This window comes from Variovorax sp. J22P240 (genome assembly GCF_030316855.1).
Lineage (GTDB): Bacteria > Pseudomonadota > Gammaproteobacteria > Burkholderiales > Burkholderiaceae_C > Variovorax.
On sequence record NZ_JASZYR010000020.1, the window covers coordinates 1 to 26,545 of the forward strand.

The 26,545-nt window shown below is 65.3% G+C and carries 24 protein-coding genes and 2 pseudogenes; 18 read left to right on the forward strand and 8 right to left on the reverse strand.

Going from position 1 to position 26,545, the window contains the following annotated elements:
• Positions 1-200 precede the first annotated feature (200 nt).
• The 7 genes and pseudogenes from QTI24_RS28310 (at position 201) to QTI24_RS28340 (ending at position 5,048) form a co-directional block, all read left to right on the forward strand.
• The gene (locus tag QTI24_RS28310) at positions 201-566 is read left to right on the forward strand and encodes a DUF2958 domain-containing protein (protein ID WP_286605004.1); all 366 of its coding nucleotides are present in this window, start codon (positions 201-203) and stop codon (positions 564-566) included.
• Positions 567-1,124: 558 nt separating this feature from the next.
• Positions 1,125-2,108, forward strand: coding sequence for an ArdC family protein (locus QTI24_RS28315; RefSeq protein ID WP_286605006.1), 984 nt, complete (start codon positions 1,125-1,127; stop codon positions 2,106-2,108).
• Between the two features lie 108 nt (positions 2,109-2,216).
• Positions 2,217-3,092: an H-NS family nucleoid-associated regulatory protein gene (locus QTI24_RS28320; RefSeq protein WP_286605008.1), complete on the forward strand. Its 876-nt coding sequence runs from the start codon at positions 2,217-2,219 to the stop codon at positions 3,090-3,092.
• A 109-nt stretch (positions 3,093-3,201) separates the two neighbouring features.
• Complete coding sequence (locus QTI24_RS28325; RefSeq protein ID WP_286605009.1) at positions 3,202-3,597, forward strand: hypothetical protein; 396 nt, start codon at positions 3,202-3,204, stop codon at positions 3,595-3,597.
• Between the two features lie 21 nt (positions 3,598-3,618).
• Positions 3,619-4,236: a hypothetical protein gene (locus tag QTI24_RS28330; RefSeq protein WP_286605011.1), complete on the forward strand. Its 618-nt coding sequence runs from the start codon at positions 3,619-3,621 to the stop codon at positions 4,234-4,236.
• A 153-nt stretch (positions 4,237-4,389) separates the two neighbouring features.
• Positions 4,390-4,573, forward strand: a pseudogene (locus QTI24_RS28335) (DUF3606 domain-containing protein).
• Between the two features lie 34 nt (positions 4,574-4,607).
• On the forward strand, positions 4,608-5,048 hold the full coding sequence (locus QTI24_RS28340; RefSeq protein ID WP_286605012.1) for a hypothetical protein: 441 nt from the start codon (positions 4,608-4,610) through the stop codon (positions 5,046-5,048).
• Positions 5,049-5,182: 134 nt separating this feature from the next.
• Here QTI24_RS28340 and QTI24_RS28345 read toward each other — a convergent pair whose 3' ends face one another.
• Entirely contained in the window at positions 5,183-6,190 is a 1,008-nt protein-coding gene (locus tag QTI24_RS28345; protein ID WP_286605013.1) for an extracellular catalytic domain type 1 short-chain-length polyhydroxyalkanoate depolymerase, read from the reverse strand.
• The gene (locus tag QTI24_RS28350) at positions 6,190-6,396 is read right to left on the reverse strand and encodes a hypothetical protein (RefSeq protein ID WP_286605014.1); all 207 of its coding nucleotides are present in this window, start codon (positions 6,394-6,396) and stop codon (positions 6,190-6,192) included. Before QTI24_RS28350 ends, QTI24_RS28345 begins: the two co-directional genes overlap by 1 nt.
• Before the next feature lie 599 nt (positions 6,397-6,995).
• Here QTI24_RS28350 and radC point away from each other — a divergent pair.
• Positions 6,996-7,415 (forward strand): annotated as a pseudogene (gene radC / locus QTI24_RS28355) (RadC family protein); the annotation flags it as partial.
• Positions 7,416-7,486: 71 nt separating this feature from the next.
• On the opposite strand, the gene QTI24_RS28360 reads toward radC, so the two are convergent.
• The 3 genes from QTI24_RS28360 to QTI24_RS28370 all read right to left on the reverse strand — a co-directional run bounded on the left by QTI24_RS28360 (position 7,487) and on the right by QTI24_RS28370 (position 10,069).
• Positions 7,487-8,638 carry a PDDEXK nuclease domain-containing protein gene (locus QTI24_RS28360; RefSeq protein WP_286605015.1) on the reverse strand — a complete coding sequence of 384 codons (1,152 nt, stop codon included), beginning with the start codon at positions 8,636-8,638 and terminating at the stop codon, positions 7,487-7,489.
• A 79-nt stretch (positions 8,639-8,717) separates the two neighbouring features.
• On the reverse strand, positions 8,718-9,017 hold the full coding sequence (locus tag QTI24_RS28365; protein ID WP_286605017.1) for a hypothetical protein: 300 nt from the start codon (positions 9,015-9,017) through the stop codon (positions 8,718-8,720).
• A gap of 746 nt (positions 9,018-9,763) precedes the next feature.
• Positions 9,764-10,069, reverse strand: coding sequence for a hypothetical protein (locus tag QTI24_RS28370; protein WP_286605019.1), 306 nt, complete (start codon positions 10,067-10,069; stop codon positions 9,764-9,766).
• An 810-nt stretch (positions 10,070-10,879) separates the two neighbouring features.
• Between QTI24_RS28370 and QTI24_RS28375 the strand changes: the two genes are divergently transcribed.
• The 6 genes from QTI24_RS28375 to QTI24_RS28400 all read left to right on the forward strand — a co-directional run bounded on the left by QTI24_RS28375 (position 10,880) and on the right by QTI24_RS28400 (position 16,497).
• Complete coding sequence (locus QTI24_RS28375; RefSeq protein WP_286605020.1) at positions 10,880-12,925, forward strand: ParB/RepB/Spo0J family partition protein; 2,046 nt, start codon at positions 10,880-10,882, stop codon at positions 12,923-12,925.
• Between the two features lie 92 nt (positions 12,926-13,017).
• The gene (locus QTI24_RS28380; RefSeq protein WP_286605022.1) at positions 13,018-13,272 is read left to right on the forward strand and encodes a hypothetical protein; all 255 of its coding nucleotides are present in this window, start codon (positions 13,018-13,020) and stop codon (positions 13,270-13,272) included.
• The gene (locus tag QTI24_RS28385) at positions 13,269-13,538 is read left to right on the forward strand and encodes a hypothetical protein (protein WP_286605023.1); all 270 of its coding nucleotides are present in this window, start codon (positions 13,269-13,271) and stop codon (positions 13,536-13,538) included. Before QTI24_RS28380 ends, QTI24_RS28385 begins: the two co-directional genes overlap by 4 nt.
• Positions 13,538-13,780, forward strand: a complete 243-nt coding sequence (locus tag QTI24_RS28390; protein ID WP_286605024.1) for a hypothetical protein — start codon at positions 13,538-13,540, stop codon at positions 13,778-13,780. The genes QTI24_RS28385 and QTI24_RS28390 overlap by 1 nt, the downstream gene beginning before the upstream one ends.
• Positions 13,781-14,858: 1,078 nt before the next feature.
• Positions 14,859-15,413: a hypothetical protein gene (locus tag QTI24_RS28395; protein ID WP_286605027.1), complete on the forward strand. Its 555-nt coding sequence runs from the start codon at positions 14,859-14,861 to the stop codon at positions 15,411-15,413.
• 31 nt (positions 15,414-15,444) lie between these two features.
• Complete coding sequence (locus tag QTI24_RS28400; protein WP_286605029.1) at positions 15,445-16,497, forward strand: relaxase/mobilization nuclease domain-containing protein; 1,053 nt, start codon at positions 15,445-15,447, stop codon at positions 16,495-16,497.
• A 1,294-nt stretch (positions 16,498-17,791) separates the two neighbouring features.
• On the opposite strand, the gene QTI24_RS28405 is transcribed toward QTI24_RS28400, so the two are convergent.
• The gene (locus QTI24_RS28405) at positions 17,792-19,504 is read right to left on the reverse strand and encodes a retron Ec67 family RNA-directed DNA polymerase/endonuclease (protein WP_286605030.1); all 1,713 of its coding nucleotides are present in this window, start codon (positions 19,502-19,504) and stop codon (positions 17,792-17,794) included.
• 508 nt (positions 19,505-20,012) lie between these two features.
• Between QTI24_RS28405 and QTI24_RS28410 the strand changes: the two genes are divergently transcribed.
• Entirely contained in the window at positions 20,013-20,609 is a 597-nt protein-coding gene (locus QTI24_RS28410; RefSeq protein ID WP_286605032.1) for a hypothetical protein, read from the forward strand.
• A gap of 111 nt (positions 20,610-20,720) precedes the next feature.
• Positions 20,721-21,500, forward strand: a complete 780-nt coding sequence (locus QTI24_RS28415; RefSeq protein WP_286605033.1) for a hypothetical protein — start codon at positions 20,721-20,723, stop codon at positions 21,498-21,500.
• A gap of 9 nt (positions 21,501-21,509) precedes the next feature.
• On the opposite strand, the gene QTI24_RS28420 is transcribed toward QTI24_RS28415, so the two are convergent.
• The gene (locus QTI24_RS28420; RefSeq protein WP_286605034.1) at positions 21,510-21,644 is read right to left on the reverse strand and encodes a hypothetical protein; all 135 of its coding nucleotides are present in this window, start codon (positions 21,642-21,644) and stop codon (positions 21,510-21,512) included.
• Between the two features lie 1,202 nt (positions 21,645-22,846).
• Between QTI24_RS28420 and QTI24_RS28425 the strand changes: the two genes are divergently transcribed.
• Positions 22,847-23,719 carry a hypothetical protein gene (locus tag QTI24_RS28425; RefSeq protein ID WP_286605036.1) on the forward strand — a complete coding sequence of 291 codons (873 nt, stop codon included), beginning with the start codon at positions 22,847-22,849 and terminating at the stop codon, positions 23,717-23,719.
• Between the two features lie 375 nt (positions 23,720-24,094).
• Positions 24,095-25,255, forward strand: coding sequence for an IS30 family transposase (locus tag QTI24_RS28430; RefSeq protein WP_286605037.1), 1,161 nt, complete (start codon positions 24,095-24,097; stop codon positions 25,253-25,255).
• A 331-nt stretch (positions 25,256-25,586) separates the two neighbouring features.
• Here QTI24_RS28430 and QTI24_RS28435 read toward each other — a convergent pair whose 3' ends face one another.
• Positions 25,587-26,522, reverse strand: coding sequence for an electron transfer flavoprotein subunit alpha/FixB family protein (locus tag QTI24_RS28435; protein ID WP_286605039.1), 936 nt, complete (start codon positions 26,520-26,522; stop codon positions 25,587-25,589).
• Between the last annotated feature and the right edge of the window lie 23 nt (positions 26,523-26,545).

A 26,545-nucleotide genomic window follows, 5' to 3' on the forward strand; every position in this document is an offset into this window, starting at 1 on the left:
AACCCTGAATGACACATAGGACTTCAAAAGTCCGTCAAGGAGATGAGGCGCTCGTCAGCGGATTACATCGGGGCCAGTGGGGCAATCGGGGCAACTCGGCAACCCACACAAGAGGCCGGATACAAGGCAGCAGCCGACTTCTTCACAACACGACGGCGGGTAACTACCTATCGCCGGGAGGCATCCATACAAGATGCGTCATGGCCTCCCACTTTCCTTTCATCACCGACGCGCAATTCGAACTGCTGCTTCGCAATGGCCGCATGGCGCTGGCCTACCAGGCGCAGGGCCAGGACTTCGATCCGCGGCCGGTGGTCAAGCTCTTCACGCCCGATGCGGGCGCGACCTGGCTGCTGACGGAGATCGAGCCCCAAGCGCAGATCGCTTTCGGCCTGTGTGATTTGGGCATGGGCTATCCGGAACTGGGCCATGTGAGCCTGGCTGGGCTTTCCGTGGTGCGCGGGTTGATGAACCTGCCGATCGAGCAGGACCTGCACTTCCGGGCCACGCAAGCGCTGAGCGCCTACGCGCGTGAGGCGCGACTCGCCGGGCGGATCCAGGCCTGAGCGCCTGCCGCCGGCCTGTGCCGGCGGCATGGCCTTCGACTTGACCCGGCGTGGCGCGCGGCAGCGAACTGTCGCGCGCTGTCCTCGATCAGGCCACGCGGTGCGCGGCCGATCCAAGTCGTGAATGCGTGACTCGCGCCTCTGCGTCGCAGAGGAAGACCGAACGGCCTGCGGCCCCGCGCTGCCGGGCGGTGTGCCCGCGTGGTCCACGGTGCGTGCCGCGGCACCTCTGCCTTCAGAGCCACCTCTTGATCGACGCATAGCTCGCTCGGTCCGCTGTCCAGGGCTTCGGGCAACGCCTCCGTCCTCACCCGGTCCTCGCTGCGCTCGGCTGCGGCCTCCGGGCGGTCCCTGGACATCGGCCCTTGCTGCTCGCTCTTCATGCGTCGAGGCGGCTCCGAAAGCAGATGTTCAACCCCCGCGGCACACCCCCCGCAGAAAGGCTTCGCCATGCGTGCAACTCCCTCCTCCGGTCAGCGCAAGGCGCGCACCGCCAACAGCCCAACAGCCCCGGGCGTTCCCCCCGTACCCCCCGAGGACTCACCCAAAGCAGGCGCCTTGAAAAGCCAGAGTTCCGCAGGGCGCACGGGCAGCCGGATGGACGTACGTCAGGCCGTCACCGACCGCATCATTGCGATGCTCGAGAAGGGCGGCAATGTGTTCCGGGAGCGCTGGACACGGGCGGCCTCACGCGGCATCCCTCGCAACGCGAAGACGGGTGCGCCGTATCACGGGGCCAATGTGCTGCTGCTGTGGGATGCAGCCATCGAGCAAGGCTACGCGTCGAACGTCTGGTTGACCTACAAGCAGGCGGCGAGCCTTGGCGCCCAGGTGCGCAAGGGCGAGCGCGCGGTGCTGTGTGCCCACTTCGAACGCAAGGGACGCCAGGGCGGCGCCGAAAGGAGCGATGCGGAAAGCAGTCCGGAAGTCGACGAAGCGGGCGATCACGAAGAAGCCCGACGCGACGGCATGCTGCAGTGCCTGCCGTTCTGGGTCTTCAACGTGGCGCAGATCGACGGGCTGCCCCGCGAGGTGGTCGACGCCTGCGGCGAAGCACCGGTGCCTGCCTGGGCGCCGGTGGAGGCGGCGTGCCGCCTGCTCGGAGGCAGCGGCGCCACCATCCGTCATGGCTTCGAGCGGGCCATGTACTTGCCCGCACTGGACGAGATCCGACTGCCCTGGCCCCAGCGCTTCACCAGCGCCCAGGCGTATTGCGCGACGACCCTGCATGAACTGGTGCATTGGACAGGCCATGCGAGCCGCCTGAGCCGGGCGTTTGGTCGGCGCTTCGGCGATGCGGCGTACGCGTTCGAGGAACTGGTCGCCGAGCTCGGCTCTGCCTTCGCGATGGGACACTGCGGGCTCGTGGACGCGTCCATCGAAGGGCATGCCGCATACCTCGACAGCTGGCTGCAGGTGCTCAGGAACGATCGAACGGCGATCTTCACGGCCGCACGGCACGCGGGCGAAGCGTTCGACTACATCCTGGCCCGGGAGATGCCGGCGCTCGACGGGTCAAGCATCCTGCCCGCGGACGAATGAATCCCGGGCAGTGGCCGCAGGTTCGGCCACCTTCCAATCAATCCCGGCGCGGGCCCATGGGCCTGCGAGATCTCACTAGACTCCAGCCTTTCCACTTCTGATCGTTTCATGACCAAGACCTACGCCCAGTTGGCACGCGAAATCGCGGCACTCCAGGCCTCCGCCCAAAAGCAACTGGCGCTCGAAGCCAAGGGCGCCATCGCGAAGATCAATGCAGCGATTGCGAAGTACGGCCTCACGGCGGGCGATCTGAAGTTCGCGTCGATCTCCGCGCCCATGTCGCCTGCGGCCCGCAAGAAGCCCAAGACGAACGGGAAGGCTGGCGCTGCGTCCAACGGCGCAAGGTTCAGCGACGGCAAGGGCAACCAGTGGGCCGGACGCGGTCCCAGGCCCGCCTGGCTGCGCCAGGCGATGGCAGCCGGCCGGACACTGGCGAGCTTCGCGACAGGCGCGACGCCGGCACCCGTCGCCGCCGTCCCCGCGGCACCTGCCGCGCGCGTTCCAGCCCGGCCGACCCGTTCGATCCAGTCGAAGCGGGTCCCGTCCAAGCGGGTCCCGTCGGTCGCAACGGCCAAAGGCTCTTCCCAGAAGACCACCCCGGCCGCGGCCTCATCCCCCAGCGCTGCGGTTGCACCGGCCACGGTCGCTCCGACGAAGGCGGCCCGCGCGAAGAAGATGGCAGTGAAGACGCCCGCCGCATCCGCTGCCGCTGCGTCTGCGCACGCGGTCACACGGCCGGCAACCCAGTCACCGGCGAAGAAAGCCGCTTCGACCCAGGCGACGGGTGTGCCGAAGTCCTCGACGAAAGGCACCGACCCGAAGGCCTCGGCGGCAAGCTCGAAACCTGTCCGGCCGCCCAAGAAAGCGGCCGCCCCCGCAGCGCGCAAGAAGACCGGGCCCAAAGCCGCGCTGCGCAAGGCCGCTGCGGTGAAGAGCCCGCCGCCGGCGGCGCCCGAAGCGGTCCACGCGACACCGGCGCCCTGACGCTTCCAGCAGAAGGCACGGCCGTCGCGATGGTGGCGGCCTCGACCGCGCGGCAGCTTCGATGCGCAGCCGGCGCCCTGCGAACACCGCGCGGTTGCGCAGTTGCCGCTTGTCGCTCGAGGTGTCCACCCTCTACGCCACCTTCTACGCCACCTTCTTCGATGCTGCTGCACCGTCGCAGGCGGCGTCGCTGGCGCATGCGGCGCATGGGGCGCTCGTCGCGGCGAGCGCCTGTCTCGACGGCAAACCGACCGGCTCGACGGCCAGGATCCGCCGCGCAAGGCGCGACGCCGATTTCTGGTCGTGCGCGCACTGGCACACCGTGCCAGTCGAGACCTGGCGATCCCGCGTCATGACGCTCGCTCTGGCGCGCTACTTCGCCCCAGAGGACACCAGCCATCGCCTTGCTCGGGCCCCTCGCGGCTCGTCACGGCATCTTCCTACTCCAATCGAGCGATCTTTCCTCCAGTCGCGCTGCACTGAAAGGCGGACCGTCAGGCCCTGACCTGACTTTCGGGGTGGCAACATGGAAACCTGGTCCCTTCTCCGACGAAGCGCCGCACTCGCCGCGCTGACGCTGGCTGCATGCGTCTCGGCGCCGCAGCGATGGGGCGAATGGGTCGATCCGACGCTGGGGCCCAACTCCGGCATTCTCAGAGGCGGCAAGGTGCTCATCGCGTGCGACACCTTCGATCTCCTCATGCGCCAGCCCTGCCAGGACGACCTGGCCCGAGCGCTGGCGGCCAGAGGCGTCAATCCCGTCATGGCCCCGGTGGCCACCACCCTGAACGCGCGCGAGTCGGAGGCCCAGCTGGCCACCAGCGCCACGGCCGTCGGCGCCGATACGGTCTTCGTCCTGTCGCTGTCGCCCGCGGCGATGTCCACGGGCTCCGGCATGTCCGTCGGAATCGGCGGCTCCAGTTGGGGACGCAGCAGTGGCTTCGGCATCGGCCTGAGCGCGCCGGTCGGGGGTGGCTGGGGCAGCACCGGGTTCTCGGCCACGGGGCGCGTCACCGATGTGCGCAATGGACGCATGGTATGGAGCACGACCTTCGTGGCGTCGCCATCGTCGGACATCGGTGGACAGGTCCGGGAGCTGACGCGCAACGTGCTCGACTCGGCGCAAGCCGCAGGCCTGCTTTGAAGCCCGGGGCGGGCGAGCCCGGCCACGTCATGCCGGTGTCGGACTGGCCTGCCAAGCGCGTTCGCCCTTCACTGGCCCTCCTCGCATCGCTGTCCCCCGAAAGTGGAGCCTCTTTCCGGCGCCAGACCGCGCCACCCACCACCAGGAGCCAACATGCCAGACGACAAGACCCAACCCGGCGGGCAGGACCGCACGCGCATCAACATCCACGAGGACTACGAGCTGCGGGACTGGTCGGAAGCTGGGCGTCTCGCCCGAGGTCCTCCAGGCCGCGGTGCGCGCTGTCGGGACGCATGCCGCCACGGTGGAACAACACCTCAAGGGTCAAAGGAAGTAATCCGGTGATCGACAACCAGCACAAGGAGCCGTCCATGGCATCTGACGACGTGAAAACCGCCTCCGAACTTGCGGAAGAAGCCAGGCAGGCAGGGCACGATGCGGTCCTCGCCGCACAAGGCCATGCCCAAGAAGGCCAGCGCATCGGCCGGGAGGCCGCGCGGTCGGTTCGCGCGAGCCTCGCCGATGCCAAGGAGACCGGCAGCGAGGCGCTCGACACCGTCCGGGGCCTCTCCAACGACGCGCGCGATCTCGCGACGGACGCGATCAGGTCCGGCCGGTCCTCCGCGCGTGATGCCGTCAGCGCCGTGGGCGAACGGGCCCGGGCCCTGGGCGAACGCATGCAGCACTCGAAGGAGGCGTGCGCGGGCTACATCGCGGACCAGCCCGTACGCGCCACGCTGATCGCCATGGCGAGCGGCGCCGCCGCCATGACGCTGATGCGTCACTTCCTCAAGGGCAGACGCGGCCATTGAGCCTCGCCCGCTCGACATCGAAGACCTCGACGAGCGGGACCTGCGAGCCGCGGCGTTCTACGTCCGCCTGCCTGAAGGTGCGCAGCACCTGGCCGGGGGAGGGCACCCGTTCCATCGACGAAGAGACAATGCCTTCACGCCCGGAACTGCCGGGCCGCAAAAGCCCAGGCCATGCGCGACGCATCGGGCCCGAGGCCGTCGCTGTACAACTGGCGCGCCGCACCACCGCTCCAGGCGTGTCCGAGCCCGTCGATCTCCACGAGCGTCGCGACCGTGCGGCCGCGACGCTTGAAGTCGGTCACGCTCGTCGCGTAGCGCTTTCCGCGCTGGACGCTGCGCGGGCCGGCGGGCGTCGCTCCCGCCGCATCCGCCCACACCTGCACGGCGGCCCGGCCATTCGAGGCCGCGACCACTTTGTCGCGCGTTCCATGGATCACCATCAAGGGCGGCCAGGCCGTCGGCCTGGCCGCCGCCCTGTCCGCGAGGGGCCGGGTCGGCCGATGCCCGTGCATCGCGCCCAGCGCCGACAGCGGCGAGTGCGCGGTCCCCGGCGGAATGCCCGAGTGCATCACCACCGCACCGAAGCGTTCCGGATGCCGCGCGACCAGCAATGCCGCCATGCTGGCCCCCGCGGAAAGTCCCGCCACCGCGATGCGCGCGCGATCCACTGCATACATCAGACACACCTGGTCGATGGCTTTCATAATCAAAGCGGCCTCGCCGTAGGCGCGACCCGACGCGGTGTCGAACCAGTTCCAGCAGCCCTGGGGATTCGACACCAGGTCCTGCTCCGGATAGAGCACGAGAAAGCGCTCGCGCGCCGCGATCCGGTTCATGCGCGTGCTGGTCGCAAAGGTCTTCGCATCCTGGCCGCAGCCGTGGAGCATCACCATCAGCGGCAGGCGCTCGCCGAACACGATGCCCGGAGGGCGGTAGAGCCGAAAGCGGCGCATGCCCGACGCGCCGACCGCCACGCCCGAGATCCACTGGCCCGGACCGGCCGGCGGCCGACGCTTGTCGAGCACCGGCCGGACCGCCTGCTTCACCGCCGCCGAGCCCGTGCGCCACGTGCTGCTGGTCAGCGCCTGCATGCTGCGCGCGAACACGCCGGCCCAACCGCCGGCCTTCCTGCGTCGCGCCATCAGCGGCGCGGCTTGCGCTTCGTCGCCGTCCTGGCCGTCTTGCCGCTCCAGAAGTCAACGATCTGCCGGGTCGCGTCCGCCTGCGCGGCGCCGATCTCACGCTTGGCGGCGCGCGTGGCCTGGCCGCGCGCGGACCCGATCGTCCTGTTGGCCGCGCTGAGCCACATGCTCATCAGGGGATTCTTCTTGGTCCAAGGGTTCTTCATCGCTGCTCCGCTTCGACCGACGGCCGATGCATCGACTGTCTGCCGGGATCGGATGCGGCAGTGCAGCATTCAAGCTCGAATGCAGGTGGCCCGTGTCCTACGCCGTGCGCTTCGTCGCCGACCCCTCGGCCAGCGATGCGCCAGCCCTGGGAGAAGGGGAAGGCAAGCGGAGGCAGGCAGAGGTAGGTAGGGAGTGGAAGCGGGAGGCGTGGTAGGGCAGGGGCATGAGAGAGGAGGGGAGAGGAGGGGAGGGCTTGCCTGTGAGCCCTCACGCTACCCCACCGTTCTCGCGTTCAAGGCCCTGCGCCCGCTGCGCGGGCTCGGCGCGTGCCGCGCGCCTTCGGCGGCCTGGAGCGCTGCGCTGCGGCGGGGTCGGTGCGGGGCCCGCAGGCAATCCCGCCTGTGGCATCCACAGGAGTTCCGCCATGACCGAATCCACCGACCTCAACGCGCAGCAACGCCACGTCCTCGAGGCGCTGCGTCCCTTCCTCGGCCACGAGGCCGACGACCTGTTCGAATCGAACGGCCGGTCCCTGCGGCAACTGGCCCGCTTTGCGCGCGACTCGTCGCTGCCGGGCTGCCAGCGATTCGTGACCGGCCTGGCGCTCGCGCAGGCGCTGCTTTCCGAGGAGCTCGGCGATCGCTCGGTGTTCGATACGCCCCAGGCGGTCGCGGACTTCCTGCAGCTGCATTTCGCCGGCCAGGCGCACGAGAGCTTCGCCGTGCTCTACCTCGACGCGCGCCATGCGTTGCTGGCCTTCGAGGACCTGTTCCGCGGCACGCTGACCCAAACCAGCGTCTACCCGCGCGAGATCATCAAGCGCGCGCTGCACCACAACGCCGCCGGCGTGATCCTGGCCCACAACCATCCGTCGGGGTCGAGCGACCCGTCGCACGCCGACCGCGTGCTGACGCAAGTGCTGCGGACCGCCCTGGCGCTGGTCGACGTGCAGGTGGTCGATCACCTGGTGGTGGCGGGCGCCCAGACGCTGTCGTTCGCGCAGCGGGGACTGCTCTGAGGCACACCGGCCGCCCCGATTCGCGGCGGCCCGACCGCGGTCTCGCGCGCGGTCGCGCGCGACCTCGCGGCTCAGCGCCCGCCCGCCGGACCCGGGCGAGGGAGGGCCGCGCGCACGACCTCCTGCAGCTGGCGCGCCGAGGGCAGCTTGCCCTTCATCTCGGCCGGCAACTTGCCCTGCAGCTGGTACTCGGCCACGCCGATCGGGTTGGACTTGCTCTTGAGCGCGAACTCGACCTCGAGGTTGTCCTTCTCGGCGCACAGGATGATGCCGATCGAGGGGGCATCGTCCGGCGCCCGCTCCTTGTCGTTGAGCAGGTTCAGATAGAAATCCATCTTGCCGGCGTACTCGGGCTCGAACTTGCCGATCTTCAGCTCGATCGCCACCAGCGACTTCAGGAAGCGGTGATAGAACAGCAGATCGATGAAGTACTCGTTGCGGCCCAGGGTGAGCCGGTGCTGGCGCCCGATGAAGCAAAAGCCATAGCCGAGCTCGAGGATGAAGTCGCGCAGCTTGTCGATCAGCTGGTTCTCCAGATCGCGCTCCTTCACGGCCTGACGGATGCCGAGGAACTCCAGGTTGTAGCTGCTCTTGAGCGCTTCCTCGGCCTGCTCGGCCAAGTGCCCCGGCAGCGCGACCGGAAAGTTGTGGCTCTTGCCTTCGGACAACGAGCGTTCGTAGGCCCGCGCCTTGATCTGGTTCAGGAGCACATTGCGGCTCCAGCCGAAGGCCGCGACGGCCCGGAGGTAGAAGAGGCGCTCGGCCGGCTCGGTCACCTTGCCGAGCACCACCAGGTGGTGGCCCCAGGGAACTTCTGCGACAAGCTGTCGCAGAAGTCCGAGCCCCGGCTCGACGCCGGCCGCGACCGCCGAACGCCCGGCGCGGCGCGGCGGCGTGCCCGGGCTTTCTGCGACAAGCTGTCGCAGAAACGGCGTGCCCGCGTAGGCCTCGTACAGCCGACGCATGTCCCACACATTGCGCGCCGAAAAGCCCTGGGTGCCCGGAAACGAGGCCCGCAGGTCGCGCGCAATCTGCTCGACGACCGCCTGGCCCCAGCCCAGCGCCTGCTGCTTGTCCAGGATGGCCTTGCCAATGTCCCAGTACAGCGCGATCAGGTCGCGGTTCACCGCGCGCGCGGCCGACAGGCGCGCCGCGGCGACCCGCCGCTTCAGGTCGTCGATGAAATGTGCGTAATCGCTCGTCGGATCGGGAGTGCGGGTCATCGCACGAGACTGTAGACGACGCCACGACGCGGCCTGGGGTCGCGTGGGCTCGCGTGGCGTCGCCTCCAGCGAGCCGGCCTCACGTTCCCGAGCGTTGCCCCGCCAGGCGCAGCATGCTCAGCTGGCGCGCTTCCTCGGCATCGCGCAGGCTCTTGGCCGCGCGCCTCGCGACGTACTCGACGTACAGCGCATCGATCGTCGCAGCCCATTGCCCGATCGCGGCTCGACGCGACTCGGACACCGATCGCTTCCCGGACCACGCGGCGTTGCCGCGTGCGTCCGGCTCCTGCGCCTTCGACCGAGGAGGGCCGGACGGAAAGTCCGGGACGGCCACCCCGGCCCTGCGCAGGATCGCTTCCTTCTGGTCTGTCGTGAGCATGGCAAATCTCCAGCAAACAGCGTTCCGGCCTGGCGCGAGGAAAGTGGCGAAGGCGTCGATTCGTCTTTCTGCGCCAATCGCCGCCTTCGCGGGGACGGAGGCCGGGCGTCTCCTGCCTATCTGGGGCGCCGCGCGCGCCCCACAAGGCAGGGCTTTCTCTCTTGCCACCGCCATTCGCATCTCCGGGCCTGCATCGCTCCCGCCCGATCCCGGCGCGACACCGCGCGAGGGCAGGGCGGGCCAGGCGAGTGAGCGCGTGGGCAGGTGGCGGACCTGCCGCTCCCTTCAGGCTGCCACGCCGTTCTCGCGGTCAAGGTCGGCGCGCACCCGCGGTGCGCTCGCGGCCCGAGGCCGTCTTCGAACCTCGAGCGCTGCGCTGCGGCGTGCCCGCCGACGGTCACGGGGGCACTTCCGCCCGCAACCGTTCAAGGAGAACGACCCTGTGCACCTTCATCACCGACATGCAGCGCCTGGCGCTGCCAACGGCCATCGGTCGCAACAGGGAGGTTTCCTCGCCTTTGCCACCTTGGCCGCCTTTGCCACCTTTGCCACGGGCCACGAGTCCAGCGTGCCGACCGTAGGCCATGCCCCGGCATCGGAAAGTGCAAGTCAACCCCTGCATCGACGCCTTCTCGCGCTCGGGGCTCTACCGCGGACATCACCGTCGTTTCTTCTCGCGCGTCGCGGCGGCGATGACGGCCTTCCGTTCGCGTCGGCCCGATCGAAGCCCCCGGGAGCGCGCGCCGTCATCGCGCCCGAGGACCCTTGGCGTTCTCGCTGCGCCAGTCGCCTCCGGGGTGCGCTGCTTCCTCATGCAGCCTGTCGATGTCCAGGCCGTCGATCTGAACCAGCAACCGCTGCAGCATCCGCCGGGTCCGGTCGGACTGGGTCGGTCCGCTGACCAGGGCGGCATCGATCTCATGCCAGCTCCCGCCGACCAGCAGGACCCTTGCCCTGTAGTGCGCACGACCTTCCCCGTGCTCGATCTCGACCTCGTAGTTGACCAGCTTGCCGGTCCCAGCCTGTTTCGCCTGGCCGCAGATTCTTGACATGTCCGTCCTTGCCTCACCCCAGCCGTGAGGCCGTCATTGGAAGCCCCGCGCCGGCGCCTTGGCAACTGGCCATAGGGCAAGGGGGCCTCGGCCTGGCGGCCGAAGGCCGGAGCGGCTGCATGTCGCTGGCGCCGGCGCGCCTGCGCGCGAGGCGGCCTGGCCAGGGATCGGGCGCGCGCGGATCTCGTCGCTGACTGCGCGCGGCCCGATAGGCCGCGCGCTGCGAGCGGAGCCGCTGCAGCGAAGAGGTCGATCCCGGCCGTCGACCGGCGGATGTCGCTGCCTGCCGAAATGAAGATCGTCCCCTGCCGCCTGACGTTGGCGGGCGCCCCACCGGCTTCGCCGCTGTCGGGCTGCTCCAGGTTCGCGCCTGCGCGCTCATCCCCTCCCGGGGACGGCCTGCGGCCGCCTTGCGCATCCCTGGCGCAGGGACTGCGTCCCTCGAACTACCCCTGATCAGAGGCGCCTGCGGCGCCTGGGCGCGCTCGCCGCGCGGCGGTTGCGGGACGCGCCGGTGGCGCCGGCGGGCTGCCGTTTGCCTGAGCCCTTCGCTGTCCCCGGGGAGCTTGCGAGCGCGGTGCCGGCTGACCGGCTGCGCCTGCAAGGGGGTGTTCATAACGCTCACGCGTTACGAATGCTTCCCCCTTGCTCCGCCGTCCCAGCGCGCGCCGCTTCTCCCCCGGGCGAAGAACTCAGGAAAACGGCGGCCAGCACCGGGTCGGCGGCCGATGCGTCCCGGAACCCTTTCACGAAGGGCTCCGAATCTAGGAACCCGGCATCACTTCGTTTGATTCATCGAAAGGAACCGTCATGACCGTCATCGACAAGGCAAGGAAGAACACGGGCGTGCGCGCGCGCAAGGGAAGCCCGAAGCGGAGCGGATCGGACGTCGCCGCCGGCGACCCGCACCGTCTGGCCTCCGACGCCCCGGCACGCGACCTGCTCGTGCCACTGGACCGGCTGTGCCTCAGCACGGCGAACGTGCGCAAGGCGAGCCCTCCGCATGGCCTCGCCGAACTCGCAGCACTGATCGATGCGCAAGGCCTGTTGCAGCGCCTGAGCGTCATCGCGCAGGACGATGGCCGCCATGCCGTGGTGGCCGGAGGGCGGCGACTGCAGGCGATCCAGATGCTCGCGGCGCAAGGGCGATGGCCGGCGGATCGACCCGTCGCCTGCACCCTGTTCGAAGCGGACCGGGCCGTCCAGGTGTCGCTCGCCGAGAACAGCGGGCGCGAAGCCATGCACCCGGCCGACCAGATCGAGGCCTTCCAGCGACTCGTCCACGAAGACGGACTCGATGTCGCCCAGATCGCGGACCGCTTCGGCGTGTCGCCACTGACGGTCCAGCGCCGCCTCAAGCTGGCCCGACTCTCGACGCGCTTCATCGACCTCTACCGGGCCGACGAGATCGGCAGCGAGCAGCTGCAGGCCCTGGCCCTCGTCGACGATCCTGCAGCGCAAGAGGCCCTCTGGGACGGACTGCGTCCCTGCGACCGCAGCGCGTGGCGCATCCGCGAGGTCATCACCGCCGAGGCCTGCACCGCCGACAGCCGCCTCGCGCGCTTCGTCGGTCTCGATGCCTACGAGGCCGAGGGCGGCGGCGTGCGCCGCGACCTGTTCGCCTCCGGCGAGGATCCGCGCAGCATCTACCTCGACAACCTGCCGCTGCTGCACACGCTCGCGGTCGACAAGCTGCGCGGCGTCGCCGCCGCACTCCACGAGGAAGGATGGTCCTGGGTCGAGTGCGCGATCGAGCCCGATGGTCTCGCCCTGCGTCGCTTCACGCGAGAGCCGGAAAGCGAACGCGAACCCACCGCCGACGAGGCGGCGGCGCTCGAGGCCCTGGCCATCCGGCTGCGCGAGCAGACCGACGCCTACGACCAGCTTCAGGACGAGGTCGACCCCGATGCGGACGACTTCGACAACCTCGAGCAGCAGATGGCGGACGCGATCGACGCGACGGCTGATGAACTCTCCCGTCTGCGCCAGGCACTGCGGACCTGGCGCCCCGAGCAGAAGGCGCGAAGCGGTGCGATGGCCGGCCTCGACCACCGGGGTGGCCTGCACATCGAGCGCGGGCTCGTGCGTCCCGCCGATGACCTGGGCCCGGACCGCGCGCGCAGACTGGACCCGGACGAGGACGAGGACGAGGGCGACGCGGTCGCTTCCCCTTCCGCCCGGCCCGGTTTCAGCGAACGGCTGATGCGCGATCTCACGGCCCACCGCACCGCAGCCCTGCAGGCCGCGCTGATGCAGAACCCTCGCATCGCCCTGGTCACGCTGGTCCATCGCATGGCGGAGACCGTCTTCGGGCTCTACGGTACCGGCAACGACGTGGTCAAGGTGACGGTCCGGGTGACCGGCGACAGCACCTTGTCGCAGGACGCCAGCGACTATGCGTCAAGCCCCGCCGCGACGCTGCTCTCACAGGCCGAGACCGAATGGGGCGACCGCCTGCCAGGCTCTCCCGCGGCCCTGTTCCAGTGGCTGCTCGGGCAGCCCGATACCGCCCTGCAGGACCTGCTCGCCTACTGCACGGCGCGCAGCATCCACGCGATCACGCCGCGCAGCCGGTCCCGCGACCACAGCGACATTCTGGCCGAGGCGCTCGGCGTCGACATGGCCGACTGGTGGCTGCCCACTGCCGCAACCTACCTGTCGAGCGTGAGCAAGGCCCAGGCACTGGAAGCCGTGAAGGAGGCCACCGGCGTCGGTGCGACGGCGGTCATGGCGAAGATGAAGAAGGGTGAACTCGCCGCCCATTGCGCACGGCAACTCGAAGGCACGCGCTGGCTGCCCGGCCCGTTGCGAGCGATGCCAGCCACCGCCACGCCCGACCCCGACGACGACGCATGACCGATGAAGGCTCCGCCCGATCGGCGGGGCCTCATCGCGATCGCGGACCGCCGTTTCCGTTTCCGTTTCATTCGACTTTGAAGGAGACTTTCATGAAGACCCGGACCCCTCTCATCCTGTCGGCCGCTGTGCTGTCCCTCGCCGGGCTGGCCGCGATCGCCCTGTTCCGTTCCGATGCCGGCGCGCCCGCACCGCAACGCGCCTTCCAAAGCAGGTTCCAGCCCGTGCTGACCGAGGCCCAGATCGGCAGCTTCAAGGAGCTCCCGCCCGTGCCGCTCGAGTTGCCCGCTCGCGAGTACCCCTTGCCGCCTGCGAAGCCAAAGACCGGAAAGGAGCCCACGCGATGACAACGAGCGCACCCCTGCCGAATCCCACTCGCCACGCCGGCGACGCGGCGACGCCGCGTCCGGTGCTGAGTCCGTTCGAAGGGCACTGCCTGTGCCGACGAACGCGGGAATGCGCGGAGCTGCTGCAACTCGCCGTGCTCGGCGTCGAGCAGACCCGTGAGCGGCACGCGCCCGACGCGGATCTCGTCGCGATCGCAGAGCATCTCGCGCAGGCCGAGCACCACGTCGAGCGAGCGCGACAGCTCGCCTCGCGCTGGAGCGAGTGATGGCGACCAAGTCCTGCAAGCCCGTCACCCGGGAGACTTCAGCCATGGTGCGCGAGCGAGGGCTCCGTGCCGTGATGGTGACGCTCGTGGGCGGCGTGATCGAACTGCGCGCAAAGGGCCTGCGATCGACGGAGACGGTCGATGTTGCCTGGTGCTACTACACGGCGGTAAAGCAGCGCGTGGCGCTGGAGCGCGTGCAGCGGGCCCGCCAGGGGAGGGCGGCGCGACGTCCCTCGCGCTGACCGTGGCGCCCGAAGTCCAGCCCGTCCCTCGGGACGGGCCTTTGCCTGGGCGCCCGTGTTCGGCATGCCGAACACGCGGCGCATCGTGCCGAGCGATGCGACCCTGTCACTCGTCGCCCGCGCCGTCAGTCGCAGTCCGCCGGGATGTGTCGCTTCGTCACTTCCTTGGTGCCAGGCCGTCTTGCGTGCAGTCCGGTCCTGTGAGATCCGGCCGCGAGTTCGAGCGCCATCGCCTTTGACAACGAGGGAATTTGCAGGCAAGGTGTTGGTTGGTGCACACTTCGGCACGCCCCATGCGTGCGTCATGTCAGGCGCCGCCCGGCCGTCCCTGTGCTCCGTGACGGTGCTTCGAATGTCTCCTCCACCATCTCTTGGTGGATTGGCCCCGCGGTTCGCGCCCCGGGGCCTTTCTTTTGGTGAGGCTCTTCGCGACGCGAGAACGCACGCCTTCGCCCAAGCGTTCGGCATGCCGAACACACGCACATGCGTTCATGCGAAGGATGAGCGACGGGACCTCCGGTCGCGCGCGTTGCTTGGCTACCGGGCAGCCTGGAGCGATGGTGTCGGCCGCCGGCTCGCATTCGCTGTTCGGCCGACGGCCGTCGGTGTTCGGCATGCCGAACACTTGCTCATCGCGTGCCCGTGACCCGCCCGACTCTTTCGAGAGAGATGTTCGGCATGCCGAACATCCGAGGGCTGAAACCCGAAGCGCGATCGATTTCGCCAGCTTTCTCAGTGCCACGACGCCAACTTGCCGTTGATCGCTGTTCGGCATGCCGAACACTTGCGAGTTGCCTGCGTCGTGTAGCACGTTGGCGGAGCACGGCCGAAGTTGTTCGGCATGCCGAACATGCAAGGTTGCAGGCAATGCGATGCGTTGCGTTGTCGACCCGCTCAATGCCACTCACTCACTCTGATGGTCGCGTTGGCGGGGCTGCACGATCGCCCAGTCGTGTGCGCGAAGCGTGACGATGGAGCGCGGACTTCAATTGTTCGGCATGCCGAACGCTGAGGCCTTGTTTGGCTTTGATGGCAGGATAGACTGGCGTCAGACATTGTTAACGTTTCGTCGTTCACCATGCCCAACGCCCCTCGATCCGTCGTCATCGGCACCCGGACTTCGAGCGATACCAAGGCTCGATTTGCCGCGCTGGCCGCGCGTCAGGGCCTCACTGAATCCGCATTTCTCGCGCAACTGGTCGAACACGTGATCGCGTCGAACTCACCGAGCGATGCGGCTGAGGTACCGCCTTTCGCATCTGATGCGGGTCGCGCCAATGACCGTCTCACCCTTCGCTTGCGGCCAGGCGACCGTGCGCTCGCGGACGCGCGGGCAGCATCACGCCGTATGAAGACCGCGAGCTATGTGACCATGCTCGTGCGCAGCCACGTCCGAGGTACGCCGGTAATGCCACCGAAGGAGTTGGAGGAGCTGCGCTGCGCGGCCGGACTTTTGGCGTCCTTCCACCGCCAGTTCCGCTCGCTTGGTGCTAATGCTGTGGGCTCCTCAATCGCGCAATCCGACGGGCAAGCGCCGTGGGCAGATGTCGGCCGTGTCATCGAAGGCGTCGGCGACGCGGTGGCGTCCGTCGTTCGCGCGAACCTGATCAGCCGGGAGGCCGGACGTGCCTAGGCGCATCGTCACCTTACCGCGCACGGAAGGGATGGAGCTCGACATCGTCAGCTACGGCCGCCGCGGTCCGGGTGCGCGTGCGACGCTCAGTGTGGAGCAGATCGAGCAGGTCAAGCGAACAGTGGGCCGCGCGGCAGAGGTCCTGGTGAAGGTCTCGGGTGGCGCGCGCGATACAGGCGCTGCCAGAGCGCACCTGAAGTACATCGATCGTCATGGAAAGCTCCAGGTCGAGACCGACGAAGGAGTCACGCTGCAAGGTCGGACGGTCGCTGATGGGCTGATCGCAGACTGGCAACTCGACCTGTGCCGAAGCCACTACATAGCGAAGCCTGCCGCAGGCGCGAAGGACTTACGCGCGAAATTGGTCCATCACATCGTGCTCTCGATGCCGGCAGGCACCCCACCCAAAAAAGTGTTGAACGCTGCGCGAAGTTTCGCGCGCGAAAACTTCGCGCTCCAGTATCGATACGCCTTGGTGCTGCACACCGATCAAGCCCATCCCCACGTGCACCTCGTCGTCAAATGCAACCACGAGTTCCAGCCGGGCCGGCGGCTGTACGTGCGCAAGGACACTCTGCGTGCATGGCGGGAGCAGTTCGCCGCCCTGATGCGGGAGGAGGGCGTCGCTGCCAACGCGACGCCGAGACAACTGCGGGGCGCGCGCAAGGGTTTCAAGGACCCGATTCATCATCGCCTGCGTGAGCTGCGGGTTTCCAAGGATGCGAGAAATGAGACGGTTGAGCGAGCACCGGCCGTCTCGAGCTTCATGCGCCGCCGCCTGCAGAGCGTGGCGGAGGAAATTCAGAAGGGCGGCGCGGTCTGGGAGGGCGGTAGGGACAGGTTGTTGGCGACGCGGTCCGAAGTGGTGGGCGCATGGCGTGTGGTGGCCGGCAAGCTGCGAAGCCAAGGAGACCTGCAGCTTGCGAGTGAGGTCGATCGCTTCGTGTCCAGCTTGCCTTCGCCAGCCACCGACCGGGAAGACTTGAAGGCGCGCTTGCTCGCGCACCTGAACGACAGGCGTCGCGCTGCGGCAAGCGTTGAGCGGACTGCCGAGATACCTCCGCGAAATGTGAACTCGCGGTAGGCGTGTTCGTTCGGGCGGTTGACTCACAGGAACCTTTCTCGACCTGAACGAGCGAACCTCAGAGGGCCAGTCGCGAAAGGCGATGAGAGGAATCCTTCGGGGCATCAAATGTGGACAAGCTTTGGAACCTGGCGAAGAGTGTGACCGGAACTCCATCGATGGAAACGATCCGGGTGTGTGTGTGTGTTGATGCTCGTATAAATAAGAACGGTCATTCAAATTAAGAACTGTCACGCCAGCACTTGATTTGAGGCTGTCTGCGGGCTGGACCGACCTAAGGTGGGTTGTTTCTTGCCATTGGTGTCTGAGACAGTCCATTAACGAAGTGCTTGCAGTCAGGAACAGTCGCTCGACGCGGTCGCTTTTGGGGCGATTCCATGTCGCTCTGAATGCTGCTGAGCGGCTGAGCGAGGCAGGTGGCCCTTGAGTCCCATTTCGAAAGTAAGGACCTCAAATGAACAGCGAAAATGCTCCTCCTCTGCCGAGCGGCTACGCGAGCTGGCTCGACTATGCAGTGGACACTTTTGACACCCGCGGGCTCTGGGTCGAATCGTTGTTTGAGGACGGGGCGCCGTTAGATCGTGACGCTGTCCGAAAGGCGGCTCAAGACGAGCTTAGTGAGTTGCGAGCTCTGGCTGCTCGGGCTCGGGAAGGCATTCCCCAGCCGCTCTGACCAATGACCGGGTGGATCAACGAACGATTCGGACAAATACCGGGTTAGCCGGATAAGATTGATTGGTGTTCGACTGAATCCTCGCGAATTTTTGCACTCGAGACCGTCCTATCCGGGACCTGCTTGGGCCCGGTCTCCGGGTGCACGGCCTGAGCTTGGTTCACGTTGAAGGGGATGGTTCGTTCAGTTTCCCTACGCAAGTGGCAGCAGGAAAAACCTATGCAGTCACAACGCAAGGCCCGAGAAATTCTGAAGAGAAGGAGTCAATTCCGAAGAAAGACTGAAAGACTGTCAACTGGCGACGTCGCTACCACAGATCAGTTTGCCTCGGACTTCGCTCGGCAACTCGCGAAAACAGACCCTGGCAACTTCGCTTCAAGACTGAGTGCAGTCCTTCACGAGCGACCGGCTGTAGGGAAGCAACGCTGCTGATAGCAGACCTGCAAACGGACGTTGACGGGTTGACCTCTACACCTGCTTCAGAGGGAGGCGGTGTGGAGTGACGAGCCTTACGGTTGCGAATGGTTTCCCAAGGGAAGATCGCACTGTGTCAGGGGCGCCAGCGGCTCCGGGTTGAGGGATGGACTCAAGCACGCAAGCTACGACTGAGTTCGACTGGCGTTACTTGGGCATCGTTGCATAGTGGGCTACTACGTCCTTGATTCGAGCCAAGAGCGGATCGAAGCCGCTGAAGTCAATGGTGGCTGCGTTCGGTGTGACCACATGCTCGGCGAAATACGCCTTGCCATACTCCTTCGCCTCGTTGATTTGCTTGCTCTTGTAGTTGAACTTTTTGCCACCGAGCGTTGTAGCCAGCGTGGCCGGTTGAAAGCACTCTTCGATGCAGGACGACGTGGCACCGACCGGCAATGGAGACGGCACTAAGTAAAGATTCGCAGCAACGTGCTCGAAAGGCTTGAGCATGTCGAAATGCTTTTTCATTTCCTTGCTTGCAGCCGCGTAGGGGCCCTTGCCACCGTCGTCGTGATCAACGACCAAGATCACAGGATTCTGTGAAACTCCCGGCGCCTTGAAATGTTTGAACACTTCGTCAAGGTACGCCGCGATGAACTTGCTCAGCTCGCCCTGGCCTCCGCTCAGATTCAGCGTCTTGCCGGCGCTCCTGTTGACGTACTTGAATATGCGGAGCAGGAGTTTTATCTCGCCTGCCGCACTGACGGAGGCAAGCTCAGGGAAGGTTGCTGCGCGTGAGCGCAGTGCGTGAAGCAGATATGTGTTGTCGGTCTTTCCTTCGCACAGAATCACCGGCGTCGGAGCGCAAAAAAACTGGCTAAAGAGAAAGAAACGTTTGAACAGCCGGACTCTTCCGGGTGTCCCAGTGTCCTTTTTGTCTCGAACGTCCGCATTGAACTGATCGACGTGCTTGATGTGGGCCAGCATCCCCTGCAGTTGCTCAGCGGTGCCGGGCTCAGCCTTCTTGGTGAGGTTGCCGGCGGCGTCCTTGATCAACGAGTCATGCGTAAATGAGCCTGTGCGGAACAAGGTTCTTGCCATCACCCTCAGCGATGAGCGATAGGTTGCTGCAGTGTTTGCTTTGCGATTCACCACAAGGCCAGTGACTGTCTGTCGACTGTCCTCATACTGCATCCGCACCTTCGCGCTATTGATAGCGAATCCTGACTGCTTGATCACGTTCGCCAACGGGGCTCCTATGGCCCACGCGCCGCCCTCGACGAGCGCGAGGTCCTCAGGAAAGGTCGGGAGGTTAGTGCTAAACGTGAGGTCGTCTGCGTATCGGGTGTAGACGCAGTCGTTCCGACGTGCAAGCTTTATAAGATGAACATCGAGCACGTTTCCGATGAGATTCGAGATAACAGGCGAGGCCGGGCTTCCCTGTGGCAGGCTGTTCTGGAAACATGCGATTTGCGCCAAAACTGTTGCCGCTGCGGGCTTCAAAGCAAAGTCCTTGTCGTTGATAAAAAATCCCCGCACACGACCGAAGTTAATACTGCCGAAGAAATCCTGCAGGTCCAGATTCAGCACATACGCGCGGCCTCGGTGCTGGTGGGCATTCGTGAGTATTGAACGACCGGTGATGAACCCATGGGATGCTCGTCGGTTGTGCTTGATGTTCAACTCGATCAGGCAATCGAGCAGCACATCGGCAAGCTGCCGCTGGATGTGCTTAAGGTCCGCAATCGGAGCACAGATGGTCCGTGAGCCACCGCATCGTTTCGGTATGTCGAACTTTTTGTACTTTGTGGCGTCTGCCTTTTTGTACAGGTTGTACGCAAGATGGGCTGGCTTGAGTGCAAGCAAATGCGCAACGTCATGAAGGCCAGCGCAGTCTTGGAGAAGTTTCAGCTTCGACATAAGTAAGGTGGACCGGCCGACACTCATACGCCAGTCGCAGGCGATGCGGCAATGTCGTAGCTGAAAGGACGTGGAGGGCATAGCCTTCCACATTTGGTTCACATGCTGCGATGTGCGCAGCAAAAGGTCTGTCGACCGGTCCGGCATGGAATCTAACATCCGTCCAATGCGAGTCAGGCCGTGGTGTCGGCATGAGGTCGGGACTATTTGGCGTACCGAAGACTTTTCTCGCGAGAACCTCAAGTCCGGCGGCCCCGCAGGGACCTCGTAGGCCAATGCCCCTGCGTAGAAGGCACGGTCAGGCCCAGGTGCACCTGAGGTCCCGGGATCGCGCCAGCGCTTCCCGTAGCAGCAAGGGAGGCCCCGGGAGGCCCTGGGAGGCCCTGGCGTCACCAGGAGACCCAGGAACAAAAAATCAGTGGCTGGGAAGTGCATGCCACCAGGAGGCGCCGAGACTCACAGGGCTACGTCCGCCCCGGCCTCAGCGACCAATCGGAGCGCTCGATCCGTGATCTTCACGGCGGTGCCTGTCGGATCGCTGCTGGAATATGCTCTGCCGCCCATATTCGGTGACCTAGGACCCTACACGATGTCAGACCTTGAATACGCCAGAAGCCTGCAAGAAAAGTTTGAGCTGTACCTGCTTGCTCTTGTCTTCACGATCCTCGGACTGGCCATCCAGACTGCGAAGCTCGGTGCAGGCAGCTGGCCAGACCTTCTGGAATTCTCAGGCTGGGTAGCGCTGCTGCTCTCGGGCCTTGTCGGTCTCTGGCGAATGGAATGGATTCCGCCGCTGTACAAGTCGCACACCGCAGAGGCGCAGATCGCGAAGGAGCTTGCGGACATGCGAGAAGCCCAAGGGAACGGCCAGCAGCTTGTTCAATTCGAGGATGGGCCCGTGCCCATTGCTGAGGCCATCCAAGGTCGTGAGGCGGGGTTGGCGAAGGCCAAAAAGCAGGTCAAGGAACGCGAGCGAGCGATGCACATCAAGTACAGCTTCCACAAGTGGCTCATGGTCCTCGGATTCATGATGCTGATTGCATCGCGCGGCCAAGGCCCCATACAGCTCATCACGACAGGCATCAGAGGTGCGCTTTCCGCATAGGTTGGTCAGCCGCTCAGTGATGCCGTCCGCTGTTGCTCATGGTGAGAGGTCTGAAGATATTCGAAGAAGGGGCGGGGCACAATGCCTGCCTCCACAGCTATTGCAATCGACATGAATCCCGCATCCCGCCTGCTCGCCATCTATGACAACCTTGTCAGCAGCAATGAGGAACAGCCTATGGTTCGCGTGTGGGCGCGTGTCTTTGATTTCAACTACGACAAGGCCACCATCGAAGATGACCTGACAGCCTGCCTCATTGGATTGCGGGGCGAGATTGACTACGCCCGCTTGCGCCTCAGCGAGCATGGTGTGCCCCTCGAGTTGACCGATCCCGGATTCATGCGGCTCAAGGATGTTGCTGCGCCTGCGCGTTTGCACACCGGTTGGAACTCGTTGAGGGGCAACGTTCAGCCGCCCGAGTGTCGCCAGGCGTTTCTGTGGGGCGCTTGGATTCTCCGCGAGGAGGACGAGGATGTGATGCCGGGCGACGACATGCAGGGCTTGAAAGCCGAACTAGAGGCGCTGGAAGTAGGACTGAAAGATGCCGCCATGTCGCCGTTCCTCCGCGAGTTCGTGCAGAAGCAAGTGGACGCGATCCGTGCAGCCCTACGGCTCTACGCGGTGCAAGGCAGTAGGCCCCTGCATGACGCTTTGCATACGGTTGCCGGGGCTTGGACGGTTTCAGGGGCTAGAGTCGAGGCAGAGAGTGCGAAGGCAACGCCAGAAGCAAAAAGCGTGGTCGCACGAGCTGCCCAGGCCATTAGGAAGACGGCCGAGGTCTGCGACAGTCTCGACAAGATTCGGAAGGCGGGTGAGGGCGCTTGGAGCCTTGCGACTACGGTGGGGCCATTGGTGTTGCCGTATATCGCGAAGCAAATCGGGAATTCCTAGCGGCCCCCTTCAGGGCTCCACAAATGACAACTTCAGCGCGGGATGGATCGCCTCCACGGCCGCTCGAATCTCTGCACGGGTCTTGTGTTCATCGACGGTGGTCCAGATGCTGCCCACGGTCTTGTGGTTCGCTACTTTTTCCATGGTCGCCTCGCTATGCCCCGCCTTGCGTATGAGGGGGCGCAAGGTATGGCCTGAAGCAATGGAAGGGCGAGCGCCCGCATTGGGCTGCCCTCATTTGACCTTTGACCTTAGCAACCGGGGTTGGGGCTACGGGTAAGACGGGAAAGCGCCGGACTGCGGGCGTTCGCGTCGCAAGGTGGGAAGGGCGGCTTTCGCTGCGGAACGGCATTTCCCGGTTGCCCTCTTGACGGCGATTCCGGGCCCAACGCAGTCGGTCAGCATCGACCGTCGCGCGGCTGGTCCACAGCGATAGCCGACCTTCAGCCCGATAGAAATGAACGACTGCAAGCTGCCGCTGTGCAGTCATGCCATCGACGCACTCGGACGCCTCCTCCTCCGTGCCCTGTTGACGGCCTCAGGATCTTGGCCTGAGCGGCATCTTGCGCGTGGACACAAGTCCCGGGAAAAGAGGCGGCGATGCCTCACGGCGCGGCGAGACTAGACCTCTTTCGTCCAAAGGTCGATTGCAGAGCCGAGCATGGGCGTTAACGGTCGGTTTCCCGTGGCGCATCCCCGACGCCTGTTGCCGTCGCGTTGCCGGCTTGCCGACGCCATCATGACCGGGCGACCAGAGTTGGATGGCGTTGCGATGGAGATCGCAGAGCGCCTTCCGGAGTTGCTGCGGCATGCGCGCCTTACAGACACCTCCGACAACCGTCGCAAAGTCATTGAGCTCGTCATGGTCCGATGGGCCGCACCCAAGACGCGCATTCCTCTTCGCACGTATCGCGCACTGGCGCGGCGATGAGAGAAGAACCCCGGCCCTGCGCCCGGCGGCGGCGCTGGGCTTGAAACCGGACAAATCGTGATCTTTCGCACGCCATTCTCTATGTGTGAGTGAGCGGAATGGTGTTGATATGTTAGCATTTTGTATACAATCCATCCTAGGGTGTGACGCCGCATTCGCGGTCGAACAGGTCAAGCGTCGGTCGGGCCGCCACGCAGGAAAGACCGTCTCTGCCCAATCCTTAAAGCGCGCTCGCTCGCGCCACTGTCCAAATTGCTTCCAACGTGCCCGGCAACCTTGCCGGCTTGAGCGAGACACGCTTCAAACATCTGAAGGCGATCCCGCAAGGGGCTGAATGAGGTCTATGCGGACGGCCTCACCGCTCGCCCGATTCGCGCACCACGCCCGCGACCCATACGACTTTAGGAGATTCATCATGTTCAAGAAACTCGCTACCGGCTCCCTTTTTGCTTTCGCCGCCTTTGGCGCCTCCGCTCAGACCTCGCCCATCGAACTGGGCGGCTTCACGCTCGGCGCCCCGATGGCAGCGTGCCCGGCCGACTTCGAGTCGAAGACGACCGGCGTGGTGACCGTTTGCACGAGCGCCACCCAATTGATCGGCGGCCAGTCGGTCGAGCAATTCACGCTGTCGCTGTTCGAGGGCAAGATCAATAGGATGGGTGCCAAGCGCATCGCTGCACCGCAAGACGTGGTCGCGAACTTCGGCAAGCCAAGCGAGACGAACGGCGGGCGCATGCTGCGCTGGAAGGCTGACGCGTACGACGCGATTTTCATGCCCGGCAATGCGAACCTTGCCAACCATCTGTCGATTGGTGTTCCGGGAAATGCGATGTACCAGGCCCAACAGGCGTACAAGGCCGCTACTCTTCCGGCCGTCTATGAATTGAAGGGCTATGCGCTCGGCGCCGAACTGACCGCCGCACCGAAGGGTTTCCGCACGAAGACTGACGGCGCGATGATCACCTACGAAAGCGATACTGAGACGCTGGCTGGCAAGCCGGTCAAGGCCTTCGTGATCAGTACCTATCAAGGCAAGATCGCATCAGTCGGCGCGGCTGGTTTTGACCGACCGACTGAGGTCGCGAACGCGATCAAATTGAAGTTCGGCGAGCCGAATGCTTCAATGTCCAAGCCGCATATTCAGGAGTACACCTGGGCCAAGGGTGGCGACAGCGTCATGATCGTCAAGGCGTACAGCAGCAACACCAGCATGGTGATGCTCAAGGACATGAAGCTGTCCACTGCGGCACAGGACGTTAACGCTGCCGCTGCGCAGTCCGATATCTGATCAACGCCCTGCGCAGCCTTGTACGCCGACCGTTGCAAACAGCGTCACGTCGAAATCAAAAGGCCTCCCGCCTGTCGACGGAAGGCCAGTGTCAACCGAGGGGCGGTCCGACGATGCAACGCGCAGTGTTGCAGCCGCTGTACGAAGGATTCACGGAGGGCTTCGACACCTCGCGATGTTGGCGCGGCGAAGCGAGTGCTCGGCGTGCCCTAGCACACAGTGCGTCGGTTATTGGCTCCAAGATGGCCATCACGTCTGCAGACTGACGGCGAGCAGACACAACGATATGTCCAACGCAAAGACCGCTTTCGCTTGCGCATTCAACCGGTCGATGCAACACCCTGAAAACTGCCGTAGGCACAAGGAGTGTTGCAGATGGCGTACCGGACGCGAACCTACTACACAGACAGCCAGAAGGCATTGATGTGGGAACGATGGAGGCCGGGATGGACCCTCCATCAGATCGCTCAGCTGTTCAATCGACCGCACACGTCGGTACAGGGAATTCTGTCGCGCACCGGCGGCATTCAGCCGCCGGAGCGAAGCCGTTCACCGAAGGCACTGACGCTGGCCGAGCGCGAAGAGATCTCGCGTGCCATGGTGGCTGGCTTCTCGATTCGCTCGATCGCGGTGATCCTCGGGCGAGCTCCCTCCACCATCAGCCGCGAGATCAAGCGCAATGGTGGTCCAGAATGCTATCGGGCGACCCAGGCCGACCAGGCAGCCTGGGACCGGGCTCGTCGGCCCAAGCGCTGCAAGCTGGCCGAGAACCGGGTCTTGGCGCGCATCGTCACGGGCAAACTTCGCCTGCAATGGTCTCCGGAGCAGATTGCGGGGTGGCTCAAACACACCTACCCTTGCGACGAGACCTGCCACGTGTCACACGAGACCATCTACCGCAGCCTGTTCATTCAAGCCCGCGGGGCCTTGAAGAAGGAATTGCTGCAGCACCTGAGACGAACGCGAGGCATGCGACGCTCACGCCAGTATTCGCAGAAGACCGACACCCACGGAAGAATCGTTGACGCCGTCTCGATCAGCGAGCGCCCGGCCACGGTTGAAGATCGAGCGGTTCCTGGCCACTGGGAAGGCGACTTGCTGTTCGGAAGCTCCAACAGCCAGATCGCCACGCTGGTTGAGCGTCAGACACGTTACGTGATGCTGGTGAAGGTCGACGGCAAAGACACGGAGACGGTCGTCAACGCGCTGGTCAAGAATGCTCGCAAGCTGCCGCAGGAGCTCTACAAGTCACTCACCTGGGATCGAGGCAAGGAGATGGCAGGCCACAAGCAGTTCACTTTGGCAACCGACATCCAGGTCTTCTTCTGCGATCCTCAGAATCCCTGGCAGCGCGGCACCAACGAGAACACGAATGGATTGCTCAGGCAGTACATGCCGAAGGGCATGGACATCTCAGGGTTCTCACAGCTTCAACTCAACGCGATCGCGAGACAATTGAACGAGAGGCCGCGCAAAACGCTCGGCTTCCATACACCCGCTGAGATGTTCAGCGAATGTGTTGCATCGACCGGTTGAATCCGCACTGCAATGCGGCCATCCTTGTGAGATCAGCGTTGCAGCGACACGATCAGCCAGAAGATCTGGTCGTACGCAAGCTGGGCGAGCTTGAGCTTGGGATCTACGCCGCCGCCGGTCGATTACAACGGCTACTACCGGAGTGGCAACTACCCAGCGCGCAGATTTGGTTGGCTTGGCGCAATCGCGGTACCAACCGACAGGCCGTAGCCCTTGTTGCGCAGCACCTACGCTCTCACCGGATGTCGCGACTGCAGACTGAATGACCTGGAAAGACCGCAGGACCGAACGAATGCATCGGCAGTACCAGGACTGCCGACGCACTCATACCCTAGATCGCGCGAGCCAGTTCCGGAACGGCCGTGAACAGGTCGGCTTCCAGGCCGTAGTCGGCCACCGAGAAGATCGGCGCTTCCGGATCCTTGTTGATCGCCACGATCACCTTCGAATCCTTCATTCCGGCCAGATGCTGGATGGCACCCGAGATGCCCGCAGCGATGTACAGGTGCGGGGCCACGATCTTGCCCGTCTGGCCCACTTGCCAGTCGTTGGGGGCGTAGCCCGCGTCCACCGCGGCGCGGCTGGCACCCAGGCCGGCACCCAGCTTGTCGGCCAGCGGCGCCATCACTTCCTGGAACTTCTCGGCGCTGCCCAGCGCCCGGCCACCGGAGACGATTATCTTGGCGGCCGTCAGCTCAGGGCGTTCGCTCTTGGTCACTTCACGGCCCACGAAGGCGCTCTTGCCCGAGTCGGCCACGCCAGCGGCGTTTTCCACCGAGGCGCTGCCGCCTTCCTTGGCCGCAGCGCCGAAGCCGGTGGTACGCGCGGTGATCACCTTCACCTTGTCGGCGCTTTGCACCGTGGCGATGGCGTTGCCTGCGTAGATGGGCCGCTCGAAGGTGTCGACGGAGACGACCTTGGTGATGTCGCTGATCTGCGCGACATCCAGCTTGGCGGCCACGCGCGGGGCGACGTTCTTGCCGTTGGCCGTGGCCGGGAACAGGATGTGGCTGTAGTTCTTGGCGATCGCCAGGACTTGGGCGGCGACGTTCTCGGCGAGGTTCTCAGCGAGAGATGGGCTGTCGGCCACGATCACCTTGGCAACGCCTGCCACTTGTGCAGCGGCGTTGCCGGCTTCGGCGGCATTGGCGCCAGCGACCAGCACGTGGACATCGCCGCTGGCACAGGCAATCCCTGCGGTCACGGTGTTCAGGGTCGCCGGCTTGAGCGTGGCGTGGTCGTGTTCGGCAATAACAAGTACGGTCATGTCGTGTCTTCCTTCTTTTGGCC

Bases quoted from the DNA above. Each gene is read 5' to 3' on its own strand.
- QTI24_RS28310 (WP_286605004.1), top strand. From the start codon at position 201: ATGGCCTCCCACTTTCCTTTCATCACCGACGCGCAATTCGAACTGCTG.
- QTI24_RS28320 (WP_286605008.1), top strand. From the start codon at position 2,217: ATGACCAAGACCTACGCCCAGTTGGCACGCGAAATCGCGGCACTCCAG.
- QTI24_RS28330 (WP_286605011.1), top strand. From the start codon at position 3,619: ATGGAAACCTGGTCCCTTCTCCGACGAAGCGCCGCACTCGCCGCGCTG.
- QTI24_RS28340 (WP_286605012.1), top strand. From the start codon at position 4,608: ATGGCATCTGACGACGTGAAAACCGCCTCCGAACTTGCGGAAGAAGCC.
- QTI24_RS28345 (WP_286605013.1), bottom strand. From the start codon at position 6,190: ATGGCGCGACGCAGGAAGGCCGGCGGTTGGGCCGGCGTGTTCGCGCGC.
- QTI24_RS28350 (WP_286605014.1), bottom strand. From the start codon at position 6,396: ATGAAGAACCCTTGGACCAAGAAGAATCCCCTGATGAGCATGTGGCTC.
- QTI24_RS28360 (WP_286605015.1), bottom strand. From the start codon at position 8,638: ATGACCCGCACTCCCGATCCGACGAGCGATTACGCACATTTCATCGAC.
- QTI24_RS28365 (WP_286605017.1), bottom strand. From the start codon at position 9,017: ATGCTCACGACAGACCAGAAGGAAGCGATCCTGCGCAGGGCCGGGGTG.
- QTI24_RS28370 (WP_286605019.1), bottom strand. From the start codon at position 10,069: ATGTCAAGAATCTGCGGCCAGGCGAAACAGGCTGGGACCGGCAAGCTG.
- QTI24_RS28375 (WP_286605020.1), top strand. From the start codon at position 10,880: ATGACCGTCATCGACAAGGCAAGGAAGAACACGGGCGTGCGCGCGCGC.
- QTI24_RS28380 (WP_286605022.1), top strand. From the start codon at position 13,018: ATGAAGACCCGGACCCCTCTCATCCTGTCGGCCGCTGTGCTGTCCCTC.
- QTI24_RS28385 (WP_286605023.1), top strand. From the start codon at position 13,269: ATGACAACGAGCGCACCCCTGCCGAATCCCACTCGCCACGCCGGCGAC.
- QTI24_RS28390 (WP_286605024.1), top strand. From the start codon at position 13,538: ATGGCGACCAAGTCCTGCAAGCCCGTCACCCGGGAGACTTCAGCCATG.
- QTI24_RS28395 (WP_286605027.1), top strand. From the start codon at position 14,859: ATGCCCAACGCCCCTCGATCCGTCGTCATCGGCACCCGGACTTCGAGC.
- QTI24_RS28400 (WP_286605029.1), top strand. From the start codon at position 15,445: ATGGAGCTCGACATCGTCAGCTACGGCCGCCGCGGTCCGGGTGCGCGT.
- QTI24_RS28405 (WP_286605030.1), bottom strand. From the start codon at position 19,504: ATGTCGAAGCTGAAACTTCTCCAAGACTGCGCTGGCCTTCATGACGTT.
- QTI24_RS28415 (WP_286605033.1), top strand. From the start codon at position 20,721: ATGAATCCCGCATCCCGCCTGCTCGCCATCTATGACAACCTTGTCAGC.
- QTI24_RS28420 (WP_286605034.1), bottom strand. From the start codon at position 21,644: ATGGAAAAAGTAGCGAACCACAAGACCGTGGGCAGCATCTGGACCACC.
- QTI24_RS28425 (WP_286605036.1), top strand. From the start codon at position 22,847: ATGTTCAAGAAACTCGCTACCGGCTCCCTTTTTGCTTTCGCCGCCTTT.
- QTI24_RS28430 (WP_286605037.1), top strand. From the start codon at position 24,095: ATGGCGTACCGGACGCGAACCTACTACACAGACAGCCAGAAGGCATTG.
- QTI24_RS28435 (WP_286605039.1), bottom strand. From the start codon at position 26,522: ATGACCGTACTTGTTATTGCCGAACACGACCACGCCACGCTCAAGCCG.